Origin of the sequence: Halomonas profundus (assembly GCF_020865425.1) — a bacterium.
Lineage (GTDB): Bacteria > Pseudomonadota > Gammaproteobacteria > Pseudomonadales > Halomonadaceae > Vreelandella > Vreelandella titanicae.
In genome coordinates this window covers 2,043,204-2,065,770 of sequence record NZ_CP086344.1, presented here as the reverse complement: position 1 = coordinate 2,065,770, position 22,567 = coordinate 2,043,204, and the positions used below count along the sequence as shown (strand labels likewise).

Below are 22,567 nucleotides of genomic sequence, written 5' to 3'. Positions count from 1 at the left end.
GCACGACCGCCACCGTGGCTTGATGCGATGGGGAAACGTCTAGTCCCCGTATTCGAACAGCATCAGCGTTTCCATATGCGCAGTGTGAAGGAACATATCCGCCACTGCTACTTGCTTGACCCGGTAACCCGCATGCACAAGATGTGCCGCATCCCGAGCAAGCGTCGCCGGATCACAGGAAATATAGACCACCCTGGGCACCGGGTGATGCGCCAGCGCCTGACAAATAACTTCGGCGCCGCTTCGCGGCGGATCGAGCACAAGCGCATCGCTACCGCCATGAACGGTCAACAGCTCCTTAACGCTGGCAGCGCTGTTTAAATCAGCCTGCTGACCGCTGACCATCAGTTGGTTGCGCTTAGCGTTAATCGCAATGCGCGCCACCATGGCAGGGTTACCTTCCACTGCATAAACCTCAGCACCCGCTGCCGCTATGGGTAGGCTGAAATTACCGATACCAGCAAACAAGTCGAGTAATTTTTGCCCCGGCTTAGGCGCTAACCACTGGATGACCTGGGCGACCATTTGCTGGTTAACCGGGGCGTTGACCTGTAAAAAATCTCCCGGTGCAAAACTTAGGCTAAGCGGTGGTTGGCCGGTAACGGTTAGCGACTCTTCAAGCGCCGGCGCTGCGCCATGCCAGTGCAGTGTGGGTGTTTCTCGCCCCAACCAAGTGCCCAGCGCCACTCCCTGCTGCTGCGCAAAGGCTTGCCAGCGTTCGGCGTCCCCGGTGTGCTCTTTTAACTGACGAACCAACACGACCTGCGCGGTCGCCGTTGCCAATAATTCGATGTGCCCTACCTGGCGCGGCGCCTCTAACGTACCCAGCAGCTCACGCAGAGGTGTTAATAGGCGCTGTAAGGGATCGACCAACACCGGGCAGCGTTCAATATCCACCAGGCGATGGCTATGGGCGGCACGAAAGCCCAGGCGCGTAGTGCCTTGGCTGTCGACTTTGACCCCCAGCCGTGCGCGGCGCCGATAGCCCTGATCGCTGCCTTGAATCGAACCGATCTCGCTTAGCGTTATACCCTGGCGAGAAAACAGATCGCGCACTACTTCTCGTTTATGGTCGCGCTGGGCATCGACACTTAGGTGCTGCAGATCACAACCGCCACAGTGCCCAAAATGCGGACAAGGCGGCTTGACGCGCAGCTCGGAGGTGGTCAGCAGCGATTTGATATGCGCTTCATCAAAGCGTTTGCGAGTGAGATGAATGGCCACTTCGACCTGCTCACCGGGCAACGCCTTATCAACAAAGACCGTTTTACCGTTGGCTGAGTGGGCAACGCCACGGCCATCGTGCGCTAAGCGCTCAATCACCATAGGAGATGTGTCACCCGTAGCCGCATGACGCGTTTTGCCACCAGGCGTGCCCGCTAGCCCAGAGTGGCCTGACGCGGGCCTGGGCGGCCGCCGTTTTCCCAACATGGCCATGGTTATACTCCTGGGGCAAATAGGCCAGTGGAGAGATAACGATCACCACGGTCGCAGACGATAAACACAATCACCGCATTTTCGGTTTGCTCCGCGATACGTAGCGCGCCCGCGAGACTGCCACCCGATGAGACCCCGGCCAGAATGCCCTCTTCACGGGCCAGACGGCGCATATGCTCTTCGGCCTCTTGTTGGCCAATATCAAGGGTGACATCCACCCGCGGCGCTTCAAAAATAGCCGGCAGGTACGCTTGTGGCCAGCGACGAATGCCGGGAATACTGGCGCCATCGGCGGGCTGCAAACCGACAATCTGAATAGCCGGGTTTTGCTCTTTCAAATAGCGCGACACCCCCATAATGGTGCCCGTGGTGCCCATCGAGCTGACGAAATGCGTCACCTCGCCCCCGGTTTGCTCCCATACTTCGGGACCGGTGGTACGATAGTGGGCCAGCGGGTTATCAGTGTTGGCGAACTGGTTTAGCGGCTTGCCTTCGCCCCTGGCGATCATGCCATCCGCAATATCCCGAGCCTCTTCCATACCGCCCGCTTTGCTGGCGGAAATTAATTTAGCGCCATAGGCCGCCATTGCCTGCTTACGCTCTTCCGAGGCGTTTTCCGGCATAACCAGCACCATCTGGTAGCCCTTAATCGCGGCCGCCATGGCTAGCGCAATACCGGTATTACCTGAGGTCGCTTCAATCAGCGTATCACCGGGGGCTATATCACCTCGGGCTTCTGCTTCATTGATCATTGAGAGCGCGGGGCGGTCTTTAACCGACCCAGCGGGATTATTGCCTTCAAGCTTGGCCAACAGGGTATTGTTACGCCCCGCGCTAATGCGCTTAAGGCGTACCAGGGGCGTGTTGCCAACCACATCTTCTATTGTGGGATAGCCCTTAAGATCGTTCATGAATGTTCCTTATCGTCACCGTTATGCTGCATTATATCGGTGCTGCCTTAGGCTGGACAGGCAACCTCATTGAATCAGCGAGCTTCTTTTCATGTCTTTGAATACCCGACTGCTGTTTGCGTTACTCGGTTTCCCGCTCCTGGTGTACGCCATGATGGCCGTACTGCTGGTTATACAGAGTGATACGCAAGCTCGCGAGGCACACCAAACGCGGTTAGAAAGCGTCGGCGAGCTGCTCGCCCCGAACCTTGCTGCGGCGGTCGCAACGGGTGATGAGCAACGTCTGGAAGCCCTGTCGCGTCAACTCCTTGCTATGAAAGGACTGCGAGCGGTTGCGCTATTTGATGCCCAGGGCGACCGTCTATTATTACTCGGGCAATCCAACCTACCACCGCTAAACGCCCCAGATGATCAGCAATTGATTAAGCAGCAGGATGCATGGCGACTGCGCTTGCCACTGAACCCTCCTCAAACAAGTGTCAGCCAAGCTGGGGACAGCCGCGTTGGCTGGCTAGATATCGAAATGGATACCCGTACGCTAACCCTTGGTCGCTATAAGTTGATTGCCAGCCTTAGCTTGGGTGGCATGCTGCTTGGCCTGCTGCTGTTTTTAGTCGCTTTTGCGATCAGTCGCTATACCACCCGCCCGCTGGAAGAAGCCAACCAAGCCCTTTATCGGCTATCCCGCGGCGACTATCGGCTACATCTGGCGCCCTCTAATGCCACAGAACTCCATCACCTGAGTAGCTATATTAACGCCCTGGCCGAGCACTTTCAGCAAGCCCAGCGGGATATGCAAACGCAAATCGAGCAGGCCACCAGCGAGCTGCAAGAATCCATGGAAACCATTGAAGAGCAGAATATCAAGCTCGATTTGGCCCACCGCAGCGCGCTGCGGGCTAATGCCGTGAAGTCTGAATTTCTGGCCAATATGAGCCATGAGATCCGCACACCGCTAAACGGGATTATCGGTTTTTGCCGGTTACTGGGACGCTCATCACTGGATACGCGCCAGCGGGAGTGGCTGCAGCACGTACACCGCGCTTGCGACAACCTGCTTATGCTGGTTAACGACGTGCTCGACTTCTCCAAACTTGAAGCGAATCGCCTCACCCTGGAAGAGACAGATATCGACATTGTCGCACTGGTCGACGAAGTGGTCGGGCTACACGCCCCTGAAGCCCAGCGCAAGCAACTGCACTTGGTGGCCATGGTATATGACGATGTGCCTACCCCGCTAACCGGTGATCCGCTGCGTATTCATCAGGTATTGAATAACTTGATAGGCAATGCGCTTAAATTCACCCAGCACGGCGAGGTGATCGTGCGTGTCATGTTGGATAATTTAGAAGGCCAGCATGTGGTGCTTAATCTGAGCGTCAGTGACACGGGCATTGGCCTCAGCGATGCCCACCAGGAGGCCCTCTTCAGCGCCTTTTCCCAAGCAGAACCAAGCCACTCACGGCAATTTGGTGGCAGCGGCCTTGGGCTTACTATCTGCCGCCAGTTGATTGAACGCATGGGCGGCGAGATTGGCGTGGAAAGCTCGCTGGGCAAAGGAACCACTTTCTTCTTTACGCTGCCTATGCTGGCTCATAAAGCGGCCGAGCGACCTCCAGAAATTAGCTTGGCCAATCCGACCATTCGCTTATATGAAACTCATGCTCCAACCCGCCATGTACTGGAGCACTTGCTAGAGCGCTGGGAAGCACAACCCATCGCCTTTGATGTCTCGGAGCCAGCGAAATTACTGATATTGGGACTTGAACACAGCGACTTTAGCCCCGAATGGCACGCTCACTGGCAAGCGGTGATTGATCAAACACCCTGCCCCACATTGATTTTAGCCAATGGCAATAGTTTTGATCTGCCGCCACTGCACTTAACCCATGGCGGCGAGACACTCTACAAACCTTTTTCCCGCGCGCAGTTGGTAACGACGCTCAAGCAGCTACTGCTATCTACGCACATGCCGAATAAGAGCGAACAGGAACTCCCCGCGTTACCAGCGGCGTCTCAGCCACTCAAACTACTGATTGTCGATGACAATGCACCCAATCGTGAGCTGCTCAAAAACCTACTTGAAGACCCTGCCCTCCATGTTTCTACGGTGGAAAGCGGCCACCAAGCGCTAGAATTCGCCCGTACCAGTAACGTCGACATGGTGTTAATGGATATTCGTATGCCGGGGATGGATGGCGTACAAACCACCCAAGCATTGCGCCGGTTGAGTAGCACCTGGGCCCGCTGCCCAATTATTGCCGTTACCGCCCACGTGCTCAGCAATGAACGCCAGCAGTGGCTCGCGGAAGGTCTGGATGACGTGCTGGTAAAACCCATTGACGAAACACAGCTAGCACAGTTGCTCAACCGCTTTTTGGGGGTGACTCATCGGCTGACCGCCAGCATTGCAGAGCCGCCCTATCCACAGCACGACATTAACGCCACCCAGAGGACACGGGTTAGCCATGCGGCACCGGCCACGCTACCCATCATTGATCTGGAGATTGGCGCACGTTTAGCGGGGGGTAAGGAGCATCTGGCACGAGAGCAGCTAAAACGTCTGATCGACAGCTTGGATGAGAGTGAACAGCATATGCGCGCCGCTTTTGGTCAACAGCATTTGCCCACGCTGCTCGATTGGGTACATGGTCTCAATGGCGCTAGCCGCTACTGCGGTGCGCCCGAGTTGGCCTTACTGGTAGAGACCCTGGAAACTCGCCTACGCACCAGCGGTTTAGACCATGTTGAGGGGCTATTGGAAGACCTTTACCGGGCAATGGCCCGGCTGCGAGCACTGCGCCCGCAGCTGGTTAGGCATTGATTGAACAGGCTTCAAGACGCTGCCTATTAGATACTTGGAATAAATGACATGACCCCAGCATTGGCTGATCTGGCGGCGAGCTGTTAACGCTCTAACACCACAAAAGCTACCGCATACTCGGCTTCATCGCTCAGGGTAACGTGGCTAGCGGTGACACCCGCCGCTTGCAATAGCCGCTCGGCTTCGCCATTAAGCAGGAAATAGGGCTTACCCAAGGCATCGTTCAACACCTGAATGTCCCCCCACTGCAGTCCTTGGCGCAGGCCTAAACCCAGCGCTTTTACAAATGCCTCTTTGGCAGCAAAACGCTTAGCCAGAAACGCCGCCGGTTGGGCTTTGTGTAGCCAAAGCGCCTGCTCATCGGGGCCTAAAATCCGCTCAGCAAAGCGTGGCCCGTGCCGTTTCATGGCCCGTGTAAAACGCTCCACACGGGCAATATCCGAGCCAATTCCCACAATCATCGCCTTAAAAACCTCTGAATAGACAACCTCTGATCAGTGCCCGCAACAGCCATTATGAACATGCTCAGAGTGGTTTTCATGCTCATGATCGTGAGCATCGAGAGCCGCCATTAAGCCCGCCTCTTGGCCAGCGATGATCAAGCGTTTCATCTCCTGAACGGCCTCTTTGAGGCCCACAAACAGCGCACGGGCAATAATGGCATGGCCGATATTGAGCTCGTTAACGCCCGGCAGAGCCGCAATCGCTTCAACGTTATGGTAATGCAAGCCGTGACCGGCATTGACCACTAAACCCAGCGAGATAGCGTGAGTCGCTGCAGTCGTTAAGCGATGATACTCTGCATTCGCTGCATCGCTGCCGGGACGCGCTTCTGCGTAAGCGCCCGTGTGCAGTTCAATCGTCGGTGCACCGGCGCGCTGAGCAGCCTCAATCTGCTCCACGTCAGGGTCGATAAACAGGGATACATCGCAACCCGCCGCACTTAGCCGTTGGCAAGCGCTGGCAATGGCATCAAAGCCGCCGACAACGTCAAGACCGCCTTCGGTGGTCAGCTCTTCGCGCTTCTCAGGCACTAAACAGACATGGGCGGGGCGCACTTCTTCGGCCAGCGCCAGCATCTCTTCAGTAACAGCCATTTCCAGGTTCATGCGCGTATTAAGCATTTCGGCCAGAATGCGTACATCGCGGGGCTGAATATGACGCCGGTCTTCACGCAAATGCACCGTAATGCCATCGGCACCCGCCTCTTCCGCAACTAATGCCGCCTGCACGGGGTCAGGATAGCGAGTACCTCGGGCTTGGCGAAGTGTCGCAATGTGATCGATATTGACGCCTAACAGTATCCGTGGGGGGTGCATAGTGCCTCCAGCGCAACAATAAGGTAAGAGTTTGTGAACAGGGAATTCAAAAAATCAGGGACGATAGCGACGCCGAGCTAAATCGAGCATCAGTTCTCGCGAACGCAAAACGGTGGTGCCAAGATGGGGTGCCAGCGCCGCTCGCATTACCGCCTTTAATGCATTGGCAAGGCCTTCATGTTGCCAATCACCCTGCTCAATGTAACGTAACGTCCTGCCGTCGAGGCCACGCTCAGCAGGTATGAATGCCCGGCTGGCGGTGTCAAAACGGTAGCGGAGCTGAGGATCCAAAACGCTACCTTCTGGTGTCGCAAACTGCGGCGTGGCCTCGAGCGCCTCTAACAGCGCCCACTCATAGCGGCGGAGCGCTAATGCGCGCTCCGCTGGCGCTGGCAGTGCTTCCAGTAGCGCGGTATAAAACGCGAAAACGTCAGGCGCCGGCAGTTCTAACGGCAGCAGCCGGGTGGCGATCTCATTGGCGTAAAGCCCGCACAGCAACCCCTCCCCGGCCAACAGCGCCGTCTGGCCGCGAGACTCCATCAACGTTAGCCGCTTTAAATCGCGGCTGCCCTGCCAGGTCACGAACAGCGGCGTAAACGGCTGCAGGCGTTGGCGCGATTTAGAACCGGGCCTTTGCCCGCCATGGGCCACAGCACGCACTCTGCCGTGATCAAGCGTTAATAGATCCACCAGCGCACTGGTTTCACGATATGGCCGACGGTGGAGTAAAAAAGCCGGCTCTGGCGACATCGCTACCTTCAATCGAGGTCGTAACCCAAGCTTTTCAAGGCGCGCTCGTCATCCGACCAGCCGCGTTTTACTTTCACCCATAAATTGAGCATCACTTTGGTGCCTAGCGCGCGCTCCATATCCAGGCGCGCTTCACGACCAATGCTCTTGAGGCGATCGCCGTTTTCACCAATTAAAATGACTTTTTGGCCTTGGCGCTCAACGAGAATAAGCGCGCTGATATGCGTTACACGCTCTGTCTCGCGGAACTCTTCAATTTCAACGGTCATCTGGTAAGGCAGCTCATCGCCCAGCTGGCGCATCACTTTTTCACGCACCAGCTCAGCGGCCATAAAGCGCAGGCTTTTATCGGTAATCTGGTCTTCAGGGAAGAAGTGGACACTTTCAGGCAGGTGTTTGGCCACTTCCTCTTCCAGAGTATCGACCTGAGTGCCATGCTTGGCTGAAATCGGCACGATAGCGGCGAAGTCGCGGCGAGCACCGACATCCGCCAGCCAAGGCAGCAAATCGCCCTTTTCGCCCAGACGATCGACTTTATTAACCGCCAAAATCACCGGCGCTTTTACGTGCTCCAGGCGCTTCAACACCGCCTGGTCTTCTTCCGTCCAGCGGGTGCGGTCGATAATAAATACTACGCAGTCCACATCACGCAGGGCCTGGGTAGCCGCCTGGTTCATAAAGCGGTTGATCGCTTTATTACGATCCTTGGACATGATGTGCATGCCCGGCGTATCAACATAGATGAACTGCGTCTCATCAACCGTTTTAATACCCATGACCTGGTGGCGCGTGGTTTGTGGTCGCCGTGAGGTAATCGATATTTTCTGCCCCAGAATACGGTTCATGAGGGTCGATTTGCCCACGTTGGGTCGGCCGACGATGGCAACGAATCCGCAGGTTTGGCTCATGATTTATCTCCAGGGCTTTTTTCGAGGTACGACAGCGCTTCTTCTGCCGCCTGCTGTTCAGCATGACGGCGGCTTGGGCCTTTACCAGTGGTATGCTCAGCCAACAGGTCAATGTAGCACTCCACGGTAAAGGTCTGGGCATGCGCCTCGCCCTTTACGCAGACAACTTCATAGCGCGGCAACGCGGCTTGACGCGACTGCAAAAACTCCTGCAACCGTGTTTTGGGATCTTTTTGGGTATCTTGTAAAGAGATATTACCCAGCCTTTCCGCGTACCAGTCCAACACCCGGTTGCGCACCACATCCATCCCAGCATCCAGATAGATAGCGCCAATAATGGCTTCGACCGCATCCGCCAAGATCGATTCACGACGATGCCCGCCACTTTTCATCTCGCCGGAACCTAGCCGCAAGCATTCACCGAACTCCATTTCTCGGGCCAGTTCCGCCAGGGTTTGTCCTTTCACCAGTCGCGCGCGCAGGCGCGAAAGCTGTCCTTCACGGGCCTGAGGAAAGCGCTGAAACAGCGCCTCGGCGATGACAAAGTTGACGATGGAGTCACCTAGAAACTCCAGGCGCTCATTGTTACGACCACCGAAGCTGCGGTGGGTCAAGGCCAATTCCAGTAGCGTATCGTCGCCAAAGGTATGACCGATTCGTCGGCAAAAAGCGTTCAAGGAATTACTCACAGCTCTCCTACGTCATTGACGTTAACTAAAGTGACATAACTGACTAAATTCAGCACACGCAGCGTCTTCATTCAATGCGCCGCACGCTGGTAAAACTTGGCAACCCGCCATCCCAGTGCATCCACACCGCAAAGGCGCGGCCCACAATGTTCTCTTCCGGCACGAAGCCCCAATAGCGGCTGTCGTTGGAGTGGTCACGGTTGTCCCCCATCATGAAATAGTGCCCTTCAGGAACCTCCACTTCACGCATTTGCGGGCCAGGGTCTCGCGGGTTGTTATAAATAAAGTGCTCGGTGTCGCCAAGGCGCTCTTCTAACAATAGCTGCTGGGGCGAACCATCGGGCCCATCCTCGATCAGCTCTTTGGCCACCGGTTCGCCGTTAACGTAAAGCTGCTTTCCCTCATAGCGGATATGATCCCCTGGCATACCGACCACCCGCTTGATGAAGTTCACCGAAGGCTCGTCGGGGAAACGAAACACCATCACATCGCCACGCTCAGGATCATCGACTTCGAGAAAGCGGGTGTTGACTACCGGTAAGCGTAAGCCGTAGGCAAATTTGTTGACCAGAATAAAGTCGCCCACTTCAAGCGTAGGCCGCATTGAGCCAGAGGGGATCTGAAAAGGCTCAATGATAAAACTACGCACCACCAGCACCACCAGCAGCACCGGGAAAAATGAACGGGCGTAGTCAACCGGCCACGGCTCTTTAAGTAGCTTTTCGCTGGTAACTGGATCCAGCCCTTCCTGGGTATTGGCCTCTGCGGCGGCGAAGCGTTGGCGGCGCTTGGGCTTTAATAGCCACACGTCCAACAGGTAAATAACGCCCGAAAGCGCAACGGCAAGTACCAGCAGTAATGAAAAATCCATGAGTGGTGTTCTTTCCTAGTCGTTAACCTTGAGCACAGCAAGGAAGGCATCCTGGGGAATTTCCACACGCCCCACCTGTTTCATGCGTTTCTTACCCGCTTTCTGTTTCTCGAGCAGTTTCTTCTTACGGCTGACATCGCCGCCGTAACACTTGGCCGTCACGTTTTTGCGCAGCGCTTTCACGGTGGAACGTGCCACCACTTGACCACCAATAGCCGCCTGAATCGCCACATCAAACATCTGCCGTGGAATCAGCTCTTTCATTTTTTCCACTAACAAACGACCACGATGGTGGGCGTGATCACGGTGGATAATCACCGCTAGCGCGTCAACTTTGTCGCCATTAATAAGTACGTCAAGACGCACCAACTTGGCCATTTCAAAACGCTCGAAGTTGTACTCTAGCGAAGCGTACCCCTTGGAGATCGATTTCAGGCGGTCAAAGAAGTCCATGACCACCTCAGACATGGGCAATTCATAGGCCAACTGGATTTGGTTACCCAGAAACTGCATATCCAGTTGCGTGCCTCGGCGCTGCTCACACTCGGTGATCACGTTACCCACATACTCCTGGGGAACCAGAATGCTGGCGCGCACCACTGGCTCACGCATTTCATCCACGTCAGCCATATCGGGAAGCTTTGAGGGGTTGGAGACGTAGGTGATGTCGCCATTTTTCATCGCTAGTTCATAGACAACCGTGGGAGCGGTAGTGAGCAGATCGATATTATACTCACGCTCCAGACGCTCCTGGACGATTTCCATGTGCAGCGTGCCCAGAAACCCCACCCGGAAGCCAAAGCCAAGGGCATCAGAATTTTCCGGTTCATAGGCAAGTGAGGCATCGTTAAGCGCCAGCTTCTCTAGCGCATCACGAAAGTCTTCATAATCATCCGCACTGACCGGGAACATACCGGCATACACCTGCGGTTTTACTTTTTGGAAGCCAGGCAGACGCGCGACATCTGGCGTCTTGGTGTGGGTAATGGTATCGCCCACCGGTGCGCCGTGGATTTCTTTGATACCCGCGACAATAAAGCCGACTTCCCCGGCACGCAGAATCCCGGTCTGCTTGCGCTGGGGGGTGAAGATCCCTACTTCCGTGGTACCCCAGTCGCGGCCCGTCGATTTAATACGGATCTTATCGCCTTTGCGCAGCGTGCCATCAAACAGACGAACCAGCGAAACTACCCCAAGGTAGTTATCAAACCAGGAGTCGATAATGAGCGCTTGCAGCGGCGCTTCCGGATCGCCCTTGGGCGGCGGAATATCGCGCACCAAGCGCTCTAGCAAGGCATCAATGCCCAAGCCACTTTTGGCCGAGACCTGGCAGGCGTCGGTGGCATCCAGGCCGATAATCTCTTCAATCTCCTGGGAAACCTTGTCGCAATCCGCCTGAGGCAAATCGATTTTGTTGAGTACCGGCAGAACTTCTAGTCCCTGTTCGATAGCGGTATAACAGTTGGCCACCGATTGCGCCTCTACCCCTTGTGCGGCATCGACAACCAGCAACGCCCCTTCACAGGCGTAGAGCGAACGCGACACTTCATAAGAGAAGTCAACATGCCCAGGCGTATCGATAAAGTTCAACTGGTAAACCTGGCCATCGGCGGCGGTGTAATCCAGCGTGACCGACTGCGCCTTAATCGTGATGCCTCTCTCGCGCTCGATATCCATGGAGTCGAGCACTTGCTCTTTTAGCTCACGCTCGGTTAATCCTTCGCAGGTCTGAATCAAACGATCAGAGAGCGTCGATTTACCGTGGTCGATGTGGGCGATAATAGAGAAATTGCGTATGTGCTTAAGCTTTCCGTTGGGAACGTCTTGGGACATCGAGTCTGTTCTGCCTTAGTGGTACGCAAGCGGCCGCATAAACAGGCCGCTTCGAGAGTTCAAAGCTCGAAAACAGCTGCCGTTTAAAAATAAGGGCCATTTCCGACAAAAAGATATCCGCTATTGTAGCGATATGCGCAGGCTAGGAACAGCGGTCCGGCGAGAACCGCCGGACCAGGAGTGAAAATAGGCGGGTTATTCCAGACGCAGCGCTACAAACAGGGAACGTCCGTCGCGGAACAGACGAACTGGAATAGCGCGATCAGTCGGCAACGCCTCGACAATCTCTACCAGCTCAGCTGAGGAGGAAACGCTGCGGTGATCAATACTCACTAACACATCGCCTGGGCGAATGCCGGCCTCAGCAGCCACGCTGCCAGACTCAACCTGACGAACGATCACACCGCCGGGAACATTCAGTTGCTCGCGCATGGTGTCATCAATTTCAGCGACCATTACGCCAAGACGCGCTTGGTTATTGCTGCCTGCCTGTGCCGACTGCTGCTCAGTGTCTGGCCAACTACCTAACTCGACAGACTCGGTCAGTTCTTCACCGTCACGCATCAAGGTGAGCTCCACCTCGGTGCCTGGCGCGCCTTTACCGATCAGTCGCGGCAGCGAGCTTGAGCGCTCAACCTCTTCACCATTGACCTCAAGAATGACATCGCCCGCCTGGAGTCCACCCTGGGCCGCTGGGCCTTCTGGATCAAGATCGGCAATCAAGGCGCCAATCGCATTCTCCATACCGAACGACTCGGCCAGATCATCAGACACAGGCTGAATCATGACGCCCAACCAACCACGGTCTACCCGACCGCCTTCACGCAGTTGCTCGGCCACATCCATGGCAACGTTAATGGGAATGGCAAACGAGACGCCCATAAAGCCGCCGCTACGGGTAAATATTTGCGAGTTGATTCCCACAACTTCGCCGTCTAAGTTGAACAGCGGGCCACCGGAGTTGCCGGGATTGATTGCCACATCGGTTTGAATAAAGGGCACATATGCATCCCGCGGCAAGGTGCGATTAATCGCACTGACGATACCCGCAGTGACCGAGTGGTCGAAACCGAAAGGAGAGCCAATCGCGGCAACCCACTCACCTACTTTTAGCTCGTCAGAGTCACCTAGATTGAGCGTAGGCAGATCATTGGCATCAATTTTGAGTACTGCCACGTCGGTTTGTGGGTCGCTACCAACCACTTCTGCTCTCAATTCGCGGCGATCATTGAGCCGCACAAGGATCTCATCGGCATCTTGCACCACGTGCGCGTTGGTCATTACATAACCATCTTCACTGATGACGAACCCCGAGCCTAGAGACTGTCGCTCTTCTGTGCGTCCCTGACCATTACTGGGGGGCGCTGGAAAGCTATCCCCAAAGAAATGGCGGAAAATCTCGGGGATTTCCTGACCACCGAACCCGCCAAAACCGGGCGCGCTGCTGCGCTGAACCGTTCGACTGGTTGAGATGTTCACCACCCCAGGGGCAGCGTCTTCAACTAATGCGGTGAAATCAGGCAAATTCTGAGCGCTGGCGGCTTGGCCAAACGTCAGCAATGCCACCACACAAACCCAAAGCGTGGAAGGGAGAATCAAGCGCTTCATGCAAGAGCTCCTACTTAATGTGATAGTAAGCGAAGGTATATCAACAACTCACGGCGAGATACCGGAGAACTCATTAACAAACTAATTGACCAAGCGTGGGCGAAAGCGTTCCCCACGCCCGCGCATTAGACATTTAATACTTAGCGCACCGGCCATCAAAGCAATAAAAAAGCCCAGGGGCGCCAGCCAAATCGTAGTACTAACGAGCGCGACCAGCCCGGATAGCAACAGCGCAAGCAGTAGCGGCAGCCCATAAACACAAAAAGCCAGCAACGTGACAGAGGCACGCGGCAGGCTGATAATGACTTGGCTTCCTAACGGATAGTTGCGCTCGGCGTTATCTGTTTTGGAGGGAACCGCTACGGCAATGCGTTGGCTGCGCTGGCGCGCCAGCAATCCGACCCCGCACCCTCTCCCTTGAGCACACTGCTCGCAGTTCTGCTGGGCGGCAATTTCAACGATTACTCCCTGGGAGGTGTAATCGACAACCGTGCCAGTACGAAGCAGAGAAGTGCCAAGTAAAGAGCCACAGGGCGCGGAGGTCGTCATTTTATCTACTCACCTCATCGACGCTTTCTTGAGATTGGTCTTCTAGCAGGTCGAAAGTGATTGAGCGAACAATACGCTGCAGCGTTGCTACGGGCAGCTCACCAATGGCCACCAACTGCCAGCGCCCTTCAGCGGTGATGGTGTGCTCAATGGCGACGGCCGAGACACCCAACTGCTGCACACCTTCCTGCAAGGCAATGGTTGCTTCAGATGCAAGAGGCTCTACAAAGATACTCACGGTAGCCAAACCATCACTGTAAACACGCTGATGCACATCGTCGCCGGCAAAAGTAACCGGTTGCGCAACAAAGCCGTCGGGTAACCAAGTGGTATGCCAAGGCGTGTTGAGGATAACGGTGGGCGAGCCCACTCGTACGCGGCCGGTATATTTTTGGGGCGATTGGAGCTGGGTAATTTGGAAGGTTTCAATGATCCTACCTTGCTGATCACTGAGTACATGCTTAAGGAGTAGGCCGGTATCTCGATCTAACCACCACTGATGGGAAAAACGCCATTGATCCCGAGGCTCGAAAATAAGTTTAACGGCATCGCGACCGGCTACCCGAGCATCATCCTCAAGCTCAATAGCGTAATATTTCTCAAGATGAGCCGCCCACCCTGCAGGAGTAGGCATCTCCCCATTACTATGCTCTTCAGTCCAAGCCAGTCGACCCACCGGCGAGCGCCGCTCAATACTCACGGAAGGACCGTCTAGGTACTGAACCACCTGCTGCCGAATGCCATTCTGGATGCGATGCGACAGCGCCAGCGTGCGAACATCAATAGCATCAATCGCCACCGCCCTGGCTTGGAAGGCATAACAGTGGCTAGCCAACAAACCACGCTCAAGCCACTGCGTGGCATTACTGGGCTGCTCTTCGGATTCCGCCGCGCACTCGTAGCCAGCATGACGAACCGGTTGGCTAACGTCGGACGAGCTATTGGCGTTTTCTGCATGCACTTGAAAAGAGAGCGTACCAACTACTGCTGCCAGTACCCAGGCACGCTTTAATCGCCAGGGCACGATCATGTTGCGCACTCCCATCCCGCGCACTCCCTACTCACTTAACAGGCTTCGTCAAAAAGAACGTCATTCAGCTTAGCGCTGACCTAATGGTTCAGTCACTGCAGATGAACGCATTAATGGCATCCAACTATCACCACTGCCGTAAGCAGCGCTCTGAGTATGCTGCTCTAAATAAGATTGCAGCAAGCCAATCTGATCTACATCAATATTGGTTCCCTGGGAAGCAGTCACTCCCTGAGGCGTCTGCGCTGAAAACCCAGTTTCACTAATATTCATCAGACCGCCCTGACCCGACTGACCGCTAAGCCGAAACGGCGTAGGCTCAAACATGGGCATATCAGCACGTGAGGCTACTGCCGACTGAGAGGCCAAATTGACGGGCTGTACCTGATTAGCGCCAGGTGCGGTCGTTGCCATGTCACCACTGCCCTGGCCAACGGGTGAGTCGTTGCCAAAGAACTGAACGCCGGTGATCACCATCAGTGACACTGCAGCAGCAACGCCAGCGCCGCGGGCGAACGAAATACCCCCCGTACGGTGAGCTACAGGCTCGGCACCTTGTGTCATTGGAGCAGGCTCTTCGCGCAGTCTGGCCATAATGCCAGCGGAGAGATCAACGCTTACATCAACGCCCTGCTCCCGCTGCATCATGCTGCGGGCAAGGTGATATCGGCGCCATGTATCTGCGGCATCGTCATCATTAGGCAGTGCCTTCAACACTCGGCGAAGCTCAAGCTCATCACTCTCGCCATCCATTAACACCGAAAGTGATTCCCGTGTGTTTTGACTCATACTTCACACCCTCACACTGTTTAAAAGAAGTACTGGGGTGATGGCTTGCGTTATACGCACCACCACTCCGACGACTTCCAAGGCCAAGACTCAGTTAAGGCTAATTAAATGAGCAAAACTCATTAGCCTGCGACGCCAAGCTCATGACACTTTGCACATTGATATATCAGCGATTGACACACCAGCGTGCTCATCAAGATAGTCAGGCTTTATGACGCCTTACATGCCAGACAGTTCACAAAAAATAAAACCTTTATTTTTAAGGCTGACATCCTATAACGCTCATATCGCCTCCCCCACTACGACCACTACCCTTCGCGACTGTTCCGCGCGGTCGATACTAATGGGCGGATATGTTCATCAACCGCCTCGCGGGCGCGGAAAATTCGTGAACGCACGGTTCCCACAGGGCACTGCATGACCTGAGCAATATCTTCATAAGCAAGACCATCCAGTTCACGCAGGGTAATCGCCGTGCGCAGATCATCCGGCAAATTTTCGATTGCCTGATAAACCGCGGCTTCAAGCTGGTCTCTGGCAATCGCCGCTTCCGGTGACTCGGAATCTGCCAGTCGACCGCTTTGATCAATGATTTCAGCGTCGACAATATCCATATCACTTCCCGGCGGGCGCCTTCCCCGCGAGACCAGATAGTTTTTCGCCGTGTTAATCGCGATGCGATACATCCAGGTGTAAAACGCACTTTCTGAGCGAAATTTACCCAAGGCGCGATACGCCTTAATAAATGCCTCCTGGGCTACATCCTGAACTTCAGAGTGATCATGAACATAACGACCAATCAGGCCGATAATTTTGTGCTGGTACTTCTTCACCAGCAGATCGAAAGCGCGCGTATCACCTTTTTGGGCACGTTCAACAAGCTGTTGGTCTGTTTCCCGAGTGCCCATTCACACGCTCCTCCAGCTCGTACGGCATGCGCCGAGCCCAATTCCTATTAGCCCTGACAAATGGGCGTTCACAGCAAGCAGCATAGCGTCCCTTGGGCATTGATTAATAATAGAGTGAATAAAAGAGCGAATACGTCGCCCGAGTAAATTGCTGCATTATTATAACGGTACTAAATTTTAACGACAGGGCTCCCAGTGTTGCGCGTTCCGCGCAACGCATCAAGCGCTTACCGCCTTTCGCAAAAACCGTGCGGCTGACACTTTTAATGCCGCTATAGTTCCGCAGCAATTGATTTTTACCTGCCCGGCGAGCGATAGTATGTGCCACTTTTATCGCCCCCTTACTTTTTCAGTCATTACGCAAAGCACAGGTAGCAAGATGCCAGAACAGCAGGTTAATAACCTTAACGTCCTCGCTCAAGACGTTCTCACCACGCCAGAAGCGCTCAAGAATGCCGTGCCGTTAACGGAGGCGGCAGAGCGCACCGTGATCGAAGGTCGCCAAACCATTCAGAACATCCTGGATGGCAATGACCCGCGACTGTTGGTAGTGGTCGGTCCATGCTCAATCCACGATGTGGAAGCCGCCCTCGACTATGCCCGCCGCCTTCGTGAGCTGGCTGACCAGGTCAGCGATAGCCTGTATATCGTGATGCGTGTCTATTTTGAAAAACCGCGCACAACGGTCGGCTGGAAAGGCCTGATCAACGACCCGCACCTCAACGACTCCTTTGAGATCGATGAGGGTCTGCATATCGCCCGTAAATTGCTGGTCGATCTGGCCGAAATGGGCTTACCGCTAGCCACAGAAGCACTGGATCCCATTTCTCCCCAATACCTGCAGGACTGCATCAGCTGGTCAGCGATTGGCGCCCGTACCACCGAGTCCCAGACCCACCGGGAAATGGCTTCCGGCCTTTCCTGCCCGGTCGGCTTTAAAAACGGTACCGACGGCAGCCTGGACGTGGCGATTAACGCGCTTCAGTCCGTGGCCAGCCCGCACAATTTCCTGGGCATTAACCAAGCGGGCCAGGTAGCCATTATTCGCACCCGCGGCAACGCCTACGGCCACGTCGTTCTACGCGGTGGCAACGGCAAGCCCAACTACGACAGTGTAAGCGTTGCCCTGGCGGAGAAAGAGCTCGAAAAAGCCAAGCTCTCACCCAACATAATGATCGACTGCTCCCACGCCAACTCCAACAAAGACGCTGCGCTACAGCCATTGGTGCTGGAAAACGTCACCAACCAGATTTTGGAAGGCAACACTTCCATTATCGGCCTGATGGTTGAATCCAACATTGGCTGGGGTAATCAAAAACTTACCCAAGACCTTAGCCAACTGCAGTATGGTGTCTCCATTACCGATGCCTGCATCGACTGGGATACCACGGTGGAGACCTTCAGCCGCATGAACGATAAACTTGCCGCCACACTGGCCAAGCGCATCGTCAAGTAAGTCAACAACCCCGCTACGGCGGGGTTTTTCATGACGTTCTAGCGACTAATCTCACGCCGAAATGGCGGCAGTGCATCCAGCAGTGCTTGTCCGTAGCGGCGGGTAATCACCCGCTTATCCAGCAAGGTGATCGTCCCACGATCGCTCTCTTTGCGAATCAAGCGCCCACAGGCTTGCACCAGCTTAATAGACGCATCGGGCACGCTAATGCGCATAAACGCATTACCGCCCTGGCTTTCTATCCACTCCGCTAACGTAGCACCCACTGGGTCGTCGGGTACCGCAAAGGGTAACCGCGTAATCACCACGTGCGTCAAATAGTCGCCGGGAAGATCGATACCCTCAGCAAAGCTCGCCAAGCCAAAGATAATACTGCCCTCGCCCCTATCCACTGCCGCCCGATGGCGCTCGATAAGCTCACGCTTAGGTAATGCATCCTGAGCGAGCACGCGCTCCTTCACACTCGCGGGCAACGCTTTGTCTACTGCACGCAGCTGGGCGCGGGAAGAGAACAGCACCAGCGCCGCCTCTTGGTCGGCCAACTGCGAGACAAAAGTCACAATCGCCCGCTCATGGGCCTCCCTGTCGCCAGGGTCAGTGGCCTCTTTAGGCACTCGCAGCACGGCATTGGCGTAATCAAAGGGGCTCGGCAGCGCCTGATAGCGGTAGCGATTCGCCAAGCCTGCACGCTCTTGCAGGCGTTCAAAGCGCCCCAGCGCGGTCAACGTTGCCGAGGTGACCACCGCCCCATGGCAACGCCCCCATAAATGCTTGGCCAGGGTATGTGCGGCTGAAACGGGGCTAGCCGAAAACTCAACTTCCGGCTCCCCCGCTACACGGCTTAGGGTAATCCAGCGAGCGCTGGGCGCCTCATTAGCAACATCCTGCTCACTGAATGCCTGCCACAAGGCATGCGCCTCTAACGCCCGCCCATGAAGCAACGCAACGAGCGGCAGCCAGGTTTCTGCCTGCTCACGATCGAGGCCGGTCTGCTTATCGGGATCAAGGCTTTCGCGCAGAATATCGCTGATACTCTCGAGGCAGCGCGACAGTGAAGCAAACATCACCAATAGCTGCTGCGCCTGTTCCCGCAGGGCATCGGGCACTTGGCCCTTCTCAAAACGCGATTGATGGGTGGCCTCTTCGTCAGCCAAACCGTTTGGCCGCTCCGCCAACTGATGCCCCATACTAAACACGTCGCCCAGTGCGGGCTCCAGGTTATGAATCAGCTCTGGCAAGCTAACCAAAAGCCGCGACACCGTTGGCTGAATAGCCAACGCCTGGTGAAGGTCGGTCAAACTGCTTCTCAGCGTTTTCAGCCAACGCAAGCAGCCGTGTACCGCAAAGCGGTGGGCAAAGTGGGAAAGCGCCTTCTCGGGCAGGTGGTGGCCTTCGTCGAAGACAAAGATGCAGTCCGCTGGGTCGGGCAGAATAGCGCCGCCGCCCAAGGCCAAGTCAGCCAGCACAAGGTCGTGGTTGGCGACGATAACGTCAGCATTCTCAAGCTCTCGGCGGGAACGGAAAAACGCGCAGGCACCGAAGTGCCCACAGCGCCTACCCGTGCACTGGCGATGGTCAACCGTCAGCCGCCGCCAGTGGGCATCCTCAATCGCCTCAGGCCAATTATCACGATCCCCTTCCCATTCACCCTGACCGTAAGCTTGCGCCATATCGCTGGCAATCACGGTGAAGTCGCTACTTTGTGTTTGCAGCGACTGCTCAAACAGCGATAGCGTCGGGTTGGGTTCAGTACCTTCGAGCGCCTGATCCAGACGTGCCACGCACACATAGCGGCCACGCCCTTTGGCTAATGCGTAGCGAAACGCAATGCCGCTATGACTGGCCAGCGAGGGTAGATCCTGATTCAGCACCTGCTCCTGAAGAGCAACCGTGGCCGTGGAAATAATCAGCCGCTTGCCCCGCGCTTTCGCGATCGGCAAGGCGGCGATCAGATAGGCCAGTGTTTTACCGGTACCAGTACCCGCTTCAAGCACACAGACATGGGTATCGCTGGTGCGCTTACCCTCGTCGTCGCTCTCTATATTACCCAGCGTCCGGGCGATTTCGGCGATCATCATGCGCTGACCGTAGCGTGGGGTCAGCTCAAGGGTGTCCACCACGCGACGGTAAGCGTCTTGAATCTCACTTTTGAGGGCTGTATCGAGCATGCGGCTTAGAGCATACCTTCCGGCGGATGCACGCAGGGCAGCTTGTCGTTGATATAGCGTTCGATTTCCGGCAGCGAGAAGGCATCCTCTTCACCGACGAAGCTAATCGACACACCCTTAGCGCCAGCTCGACCAGTACGACCGATACGGTGTACGTAGTCTTCCGGATCTTCCGGCAGGGTGTAGTTGATGACGTGACTAACGTCTTCAATATGGATCCCACGGCCTGCAACGTCAGTGGCGACCAATACCTGAATCTCGCCTTCGCGGAAGCTTTCCAGGGTTTTAATACGCTGATTCTGAGGCACATCGCCCGACAGCATCGCCGCACTGACACCGGCTTTTTTGAGCAGATCGTCAAGCTTGCGAACTAAATCGCGACGGTTACCAAAGACCATCACACGCTCAAAGCTCTCTTGCTGAAGCAAATTAACCAGCAAGCGCTGCTTGTCGTCATCAGACACCAGATACACACGCTGATCTATATCCGCCTGATTCTCAACGGTGACTTCGATCTCAACGTGGGCAGGATCAAGCGTCCATTGACTGGCGAGATTCAAGATGTCGTCGGTAAAGGTGGCCGAGAAGAGGAAGGTCTGGCGCTCCTCTTTTTTCGGCGTGTAGCGAATAATCCGCTTCACATCGGGGATAAAGCCCATCGACAACATGCGGTCGGCTTCATCTAACACCAAAACTTCGACTTCATTGAGGTCGATATCGCGCTTCTGATGGAAATCCAACAGACGCCCAGGTGTTGCCACCAGGATATCGATCTTGCTGCCCAGGCTGTCACGCTGTTTTTGGTAGTCCATACCGCCGACCACACTCGCCACATTGAGCTGCGTGAAACGCGCTAACGCTTTAGCATCTTTTTCGATCTGCAGCGCCAGCTCGCGGGTGGGCGCAATAATTAAGGCACGCGGAGCCCCCGGCTTTTGACCATTGGGTGTTGGCTCTTCCAGGAAGTAGGCCATCATAGAGATCAAAAAGGCTGCGGTTTTACCGGTTCCCGTTTGCGCTTTGCCAACAATGTCGCCACCTAATAGCGTCTGGCGCAGGGCCTCCGCTTGAATAGGTGTGCAGTACTCAAACCCCTGGGCATGAATAGCGCGCATTAAGGGCAGCGGCAGATCAAAGTCATGAAAGCGCCACTTACCGGCCACGGCGGGCACCTGAAACTGACGAAGATCCCAGTTCGACTGGCGACGACGCGGTTTACGGCGGCGACGTTTTGGCTTGCGATTCTGGGCCGGGGCTGTGGTCTGTTCCGACTCGCTCATAGGCTGTCTATCTGTCCATTGCTGTGGAAGTTGGCTTCTTGACGTGCGCATTGTACCAGGGCTTGGCGATAAGAGCGCGTCCTGCTGTCGAAGGAGTCCCAAGGCCTGTTAGAATAGCCGTCAAATCGACGTAAGGAGCGCGACATGACGCGTAAGAAAAAAACTCGTTCACTGGCCGATAAGGTGACAATCCGTACCGGCCGGCGGAAAGATTATAAAAAATGGCGCCACGACAATCCCGACCAAGTGGCCCCTTCGCGCCGTTTTGTAGCGAAAAAGCAGCAGCAGCGCAAACTGCAGGCGGTGAGAAAACTCGCTCGCCAGCAGAGCGGGCAGGATATTGCTATACACCCTGACAAATCGAGCAGCGACGCTAGCAAACCTAAGGGGGACGACTCGTAATGCGCTTGGTCTCGTTCAACATTAATGGCATTCGAGCACGACTTCACCAGTTACAGGCGTTGATCGACACTCAGCAGCCGGACGTAATTGGGCTGCAGGAAACCAAGGTACAGGACAGCGAGTTCCCGCTTGCCGACGTGGAAGCCATGGGCTACCACGTTTTTTATCACGGCCAAAAAGGCCATTACGGCGTCGCTTTAATGTGCCGTCAGGCGCCCGAAGAGATTTTTTACGGTTTCCCCGATGATGAGGAAGACGCTCAGCGACGCATGATCGGCGTTCGTCTGATCGCAGAGAACGGAGAAGCCGTGACGGTATGGAACGGCTATTTTCCTCAGGGCGAAAACGTTACTCACCCGACCAAATTCCCCCATAAAGAGCGCTTTTATGGCCAACTAGCGCGATTGCTCAACGAACAGCACCGTCCCGACGAGCGGCTGGCGATCATGGGCGACTTTAATATCTCGCCGGAAGATCAGGACATTGGCATTGGCGACGCTAACCGCAAGCGCTGGCTGCGCGAAGGCAAAACCAGCTTTCAACCCATTGAGCGCGAATGGCTCGAAGGCATTAAAGCCTGGGGACTTACCGACAGCTATCGCCTCTGCTATCCACAAAGCGATGACCGCTTTAGCTGGTTCGACTACCGCTCAAAAGGGTTTAACCAGGAGCCCAAGCGCGGCCTGCGTATCGACTATATTCTAGTCACCAAGGCGCTAGCCGATCAGGTTACTGCCGCTGGCATCGACTATGACCTGCGCGGCATGGAACGCCCCTCTGATCACGCGCCTACCTGGAGCGACTTCGCTCTCACGCTTAAGGCGTAGTTTTCTAC

20 protein-coding genes are annotated in these 22,567 nt (G+C 55.5%); 4 read left to right on the top strand and 16 right to left on the bottom strand.

The window, feature by feature from the left end; all coding sequences use genetic code 11:
• Positions 1-39: 39 nt before the first annotated feature.
• On the bottom strand, positions 40-1,437 hold the full coding sequence (locus tag LMS44_RS09210) for a 23S rRNA (uracil(1939)-C(5))-methyltransferase (protein ID WP_022523835.1): 1,398 nt from the start codon (positions 1,435-1,437) through the stop codon (positions 40-42).
• A gap of 2 nt (positions 1,438-1,439) precedes the next feature.
• Complete coding sequence (gene cysM, locus LMS44_RS09205; protein ID WP_009286444.1) at positions 1,440-2,348, bottom strand: cysteine synthase CysM; 909 nt, start codon at positions 2,346-2,348, stop codon at positions 1,440-1,442.
• Positions 2,349-2,439: 91 nt separating this feature from the next.
• Between cysM and LMS44_RS09200 the strand changes: the two genes are divergently transcribed.
• The gene (locus LMS44_RS09200) at positions 2,440-5,172 is read left to right on the top strand and encodes a response regulator (protein WP_278371459.1); all 2,733 of its coding nucleotides are present in this window, start codon (positions 2,440-2,442) and stop codon (positions 5,170-5,172) included.
• Between the two features lie 83 nt (positions 5,173-5,255).
• On the opposite strand, the gene acpS is transcribed toward LMS44_RS09200, so the two are convergent.
• The 12 genes from acpS to rpoE all read right to left on the bottom strand — a co-directional run bounded on the left by acpS (position 5,256) and on the right by rpoE (position 16,426).
• Entirely contained in the window at positions 5,256-5,633 is a 378-nt protein-coding gene (gene acpS, locus LMS44_RS09195) for a holo-ACP synthase (protein WP_027959133.1), read from the bottom strand.
• A gap of 33 nt (positions 5,634-5,666) precedes the next feature.
• Positions 5,667-6,491: a pyridoxine 5'-phosphate synthase gene (gene pdxJ / locus LMS44_RS09190; RefSeq protein ID WP_027959132.1), complete on the bottom strand. Its 825-nt coding sequence runs from the start codon at positions 6,489-6,491 to the stop codon at positions 5,667-5,669.
• 54 nt (positions 6,492-6,545) lie between these two features.
• A complete protein-coding gene (recO, locus tag LMS44_RS09185) occupies positions 6,546-7,241 on the bottom strand; it encodes a DNA repair protein RecO (protein ID WP_041158333.1) in 696 nt (231 codons plus the stop codon).
• Between the two features lie 8 nt (positions 7,242-7,249).
• Positions 7,250-8,149 carry a GTPase Era gene (gene era, locus LMS44_RS09180; protein WP_009286442.1) on the bottom strand — a complete coding sequence of 300 codons (900 nt, stop codon included), beginning with the start codon at positions 8,147-8,149 and terminating at the stop codon, positions 7,250-7,252.
• Positions 8,146-8,838 (bottom strand): ribonuclease III, encoded by a 693-nt coding sequence (rnc, locus tag LMS44_RS09175; protein WP_009286441.1) that lies wholly within the window; start codon positions 8,836-8,838, stop codon positions 8,146-8,148. The genes era and rnc overlap by 4 nt, the downstream gene beginning before the upstream one ends.
• A 67-nt stretch (positions 8,839-8,905) precedes the next feature.
• Positions 8,906-9,709 (bottom strand): signal peptidase I, encoded by an 804-nt coding sequence (gene lepB, locus LMS44_RS09170; RefSeq protein ID WP_009286440.1) that lies wholly within the window; start codon positions 9,707-9,709, stop codon positions 8,906-8,908.
• Between the two features lie 15 nt (positions 9,710-9,724).
• Positions 9,725-11,542: a translation elongation factor 4 gene (lepA, locus tag LMS44_RS09165; RefSeq protein ID WP_009286439.1), complete on the bottom strand. Its 1,818-nt coding sequence runs from the start codon at positions 11,540-11,542 to the stop codon at positions 9,725-9,727.
• Between the two features lie 195 nt (positions 11,543-11,737).
• Positions 11,738-13,150, bottom strand: coding sequence for a DegQ family serine endoprotease (locus LMS44_RS09160; RefSeq protein ID WP_022523841.1), 1,413 nt, complete (start codon positions 13,148-13,150; stop codon positions 11,738-11,740).
• An 81-nt stretch (positions 13,151-13,231) separates the two neighbouring features.
• Positions 13,232-13,699, bottom strand: coding sequence for a SoxR reducing system RseC family protein (locus LMS44_RS09155; protein ID WP_022523842.1), 468 nt, complete (start codon positions 13,697-13,699; stop codon positions 13,232-13,234).
• Position 13,700: 1 nt separating this feature from the next.
• The gene (locus LMS44_RS09150) at positions 13,701-14,744 is read right to left on the bottom strand and encodes a MucB/RseB C-terminal domain-containing protein (RefSeq protein ID WP_159176665.1); all 1,044 of its coding nucleotides are present in this window, start codon (positions 14,742-14,744) and stop codon (positions 13,701-13,703) included.
• 54 nt (positions 14,745-14,798) lie between these two features.
• Positions 14,799-15,518 (bottom strand): sigma-E factor negative regulatory protein, encoded by a 720-nt coding sequence (locus tag LMS44_RS09145; RefSeq protein WP_022523844.1) that lies wholly within the window; start codon positions 15,516-15,518, stop codon positions 14,799-14,801.
• 308 nt (positions 15,519-15,826) lie between these two features.
• Entirely contained in the window at positions 15,827-16,426 is a 600-nt protein-coding gene (gene rpoE, locus LMS44_RS09140) for an RNA polymerase sigma factor RpoE (protein ID WP_009286436.1), read from the bottom strand.
• A 379-nt stretch (positions 16,427-16,805) separates the two neighbouring features.
• Here rpoE and LMS44_RS09135 point away from each other — a divergent pair, with 379 nt between their 5' ends.
• Positions 16,806-17,882 (top strand): 3-deoxy-7-phosphoheptulonate synthase, encoded by a 1,077-nt coding sequence (locus tag LMS44_RS09135; RefSeq protein WP_022523845.1) that lies wholly within the window; start codon positions 16,806-16,808, stop codon positions 17,880-17,882.
• Positions 17,883-17,920: 38 nt separating this feature from the next.
• Here LMS44_RS09135 and dinG read toward each other — a convergent pair whose 3' ends face one another.
• Complete coding sequence (gene dinG / locus LMS44_RS09130) at positions 17,921-20,050, bottom strand: ATP-dependent DNA helicase DinG (protein WP_022523846.1); 2,130 nt, start codon at positions 20,048-20,050, stop codon at positions 17,921-17,923.
• A 5-nt stretch (positions 20,051-20,055) separates the two neighbouring features.
• On the bottom strand, positions 20,056-21,330 hold the full coding sequence (gene rhlB / locus LMS44_RS09125; protein ID WP_236561334.1) for an ATP-dependent RNA helicase RhlB: 1,275 nt from the start codon (positions 21,328-21,330) through the stop codon (positions 20,056-20,058).
• Between the two features lie 144 nt (positions 21,331-21,474).
• Here rhlB and LMS44_RS09120 point away from each other — a divergent pair, with 144 nt between their 5' ends.
• Both LMS44_RS09120 and xthA read left to right on the top strand, forming a co-directional pair.
• Entirely contained in the window at positions 21,475-21,732 is a 258-nt protein-coding gene (locus LMS44_RS09120; protein WP_022523848.1) for a hypothetical protein, read from the top strand.
• Entirely contained in the window at positions 21,732-22,559 is an 828-nt protein-coding gene (xthA, locus tag LMS44_RS09115; RefSeq protein WP_159176663.1) for an exodeoxyribonuclease III, read from the top strand. The genes LMS44_RS09120 and xthA overlap by 1 nt, the downstream gene beginning before the upstream one ends.
• The last annotated feature ends 8 nt before the right edge of the window (positions 22,560-22,567 follow it).

What these genes read in the sequence shown, in the direction of transcription:
- LMS44_RS09120 (WP_022523848.1), top strand. Translation starts at nt 21,475, where the DNA reads ATGACGCGTAAGAAAAAAACTCGTTCACTGGCCGATAAGGTGACAATC.
- lepA (WP_009286439.1), bottom strand. Translation starts at nt 11,542, where the DNA reads ATGTCCCAAGACGTTCCCAACGGAAAGCTTAAGCACATACGCAATTTC.
- LMS44_RS09150 (WP_159176665.1), bottom strand. Translation starts at nt 14,744, where the DNA reads ATGGGAGTGCGCAACATGATCGTGCCCTGGCGATTAAAGCGTGCCTGG.
- cysM (WP_009286444.1), bottom strand. Translation starts at nt 2,348, where the DNA reads ATGAACGATCTTAAGGGCTATCCCACAATAGAAGATGTGGTTGGCAAC.
- era (WP_009286442.1), bottom strand. Translation starts at nt 8,149, where the DNA reads ATGAGCCAAACCTGCGGATTCGTTGCCATCGTCGGCCGACCCAACGTG.
- LMS44_RS09135 (WP_022523845.1), top strand. Translation starts at nt 16,806, where the DNA reads ATGCCAGAACAGCAGGTTAATAACCTTAACGTCCTCGCTCAAGACGTT.
- LMS44_RS09155 (WP_022523842.1), bottom strand. Translation starts at nt 13,699, where the DNA reads ATGACGACCTCCGCGCCCTGTGGCTCTTTACTTGGCACTTCTCTGCTT.
- LMS44_RS09160 (WP_022523841.1), bottom strand. Translation starts at nt 13,150, where the DNA reads ATGAAGCGCTTGATTCTCCCTTCCACGCTTTGGGTTTGTGTGGTGGCA.
- recO (WP_041158333.1), bottom strand. Translation starts at nt 7,241, where the DNA reads ATGTCGCCAGAGCCGGCTTTTTTACTCCACCGTCGGCCATATCGTGAA.
- acpS (WP_027959133.1), bottom strand. Translation starts at nt 5,633, where the DNA reads ATGATTGTGGGAATTGGCTCGGATATTGCCCGTGTGGAGCGTTTTACA.
- dinG (WP_022523846.1), bottom strand. Translation starts at nt 20,050, where the DNA reads ATGCTCGATACAGCCCTCAAAAGTGAGATTCAAGACGCTTACCGTCGC.
- lepB (WP_009286440.1), bottom strand. Translation starts at nt 9,709, where the DNA reads ATGGATTTTTCATTACTGCTGGTACTTGCCGTTGCGCTTTCGGGCGTT.
- xthA (WP_159176663.1), top strand. Translation starts at nt 21,732, where the DNA reads ATGCGCTTGGTCTCGTTCAACATTAATGGCATTCGAGCACGACTTCAC.
- LMS44_RS09145 (WP_022523844.1), bottom strand. Translation starts at nt 15,518, where the DNA reads ATGAGTCAAAACACACGGGAATCACTTTCGGTGTTAATGGATGGCGAG.
- LMS44_RS09200 (WP_278371459.1), top strand. Translation starts at nt 2,440, where the DNA reads ATGTCTTTGAATACCCGACTGCTGTTTGCGTTACTCGGTTTCCCGCTC.
- rpoE (WP_009286436.1), bottom strand. Translation starts at nt 16,426, where the DNA reads ATGGGCACTCGGGAAACAGACCAACAGCTTGTTGAACGTGCCCAAAAA.
- pdxJ (WP_027959132.1), bottom strand. Translation starts at nt 6,491, where the DNA reads ATGCACCCCCCACGGATACTGTTAGGCGTCAATATCGATCACATTGCG.
- LMS44_RS09210 (WP_022523835.1), bottom strand. Translation starts at nt 1,437, where the DNA reads ATGGCCATGTTGGGAAAACGGCGGCCGCCCAGGCCCGCGTCAGGCCAC.
- rhlB (WP_236561334.1), bottom strand. Translation starts at nt 21,330, where the DNA reads ATGAGCGAGTCGGAACAGACCACAGCCCCGGCCCAGAATCGCAAGCCA.